The following is a 321-nucleotide window of genomic DNA, read 5'->3' as shown; positions in this document are numbered from 1 at the left end:
ACAAATGGGTAAAGCAATCTAAAACGAGTGGTTCATTCAAAGAAAAAGATAATCTTACGCCTGAACAAAAAGAATTGTTAGAACTACGTAAAAGAAACCAGCAATTAGAAATGGAAAATGATATTTTAAAGCAAGCAGCGCTGATATTCGGACGAAGAGACAAGTAATCGATGCGAATAAGCATCTTTACCCTATATCAGCGATGTGCAGAATATTAGGTCTATCACGTCAGTCCTATTATTATCAATCAAAACCAAAGAAAGACGAATCAGAACTTGAAGAAGTAGTCGCTGAAGAATTTATCCGCAGCCGAAAGGCCTA

General features: G+C 36.4%; 1 pseudogene. It reads left to right on the top strand.

What is annotated here, in order from left to right:
• Nucleotides 1-321, top strand: a pseudogene (locus tag AB3I72_RS13835) (IS3 family transposase); the annotation flags it as partial.

Origin of the sequence: Enterococcus sp. GC34 (assembly GCF_040886645.1) — a bacterium.
GTDB lineage: Bacteria > Bacillota > Bacilli > Lactobacillales > Enterococcaceae > Enterococcus > Enterococcus faecalis.
The sequence above is the reverse complement of the archived record's forward strand: the minus strand, read 5'-3'. Positions and strand labels throughout refer to the sequence as shown.